The 220-nt window shown below is 41.8% G+C and carries 1 protein-coding gene; it reads right to left on the bottom strand.

The genetic code is table 11. The features are described from left to right. Positions 1 to 220, bottom strand: a 220-nt coding sequence (locus tag HJV72_RS19235) for a hydantoinase B/oxoprolinase family protein (RefSeq protein WP_208073480.1), incomplete at both ends; no start/stop codon positions are given.

The raw sequence follows: 220 nt of genomic DNA, 5'->3' as shown, positions 1-220 counted from the left end.
CACCAATTTTCCATTATAAAAAATAGGTGAAAAAATAATAATGTCCGGCAGATGGGTACCCCCGATAAAGGGATCATTGTGCATAATCGCATCGCCTGGTTTCAAAGCATCTTTATCTACATGCTTTAGGGCACCCTTAACTCCCCATGGGAGCACATCCGAGTGAACCGGTATATGCTCAGCCTGAGCAATCGTATCTCCATTTATGTTAAATAATGCA

It is taken from the genome of Extibacter sp. GGCC_0201 (genome assembly GCF_017566055.1).
Taxonomy (GTDB): Bacteria; Bacillota; Clostridia; order Lachnospirales; family Lachnospiraceae; genus Extibacter.
The sequence above is the reverse complement of the archived record's forward strand: the minus strand, read 5'-3'. Positions and strand labels throughout refer to the sequence as shown.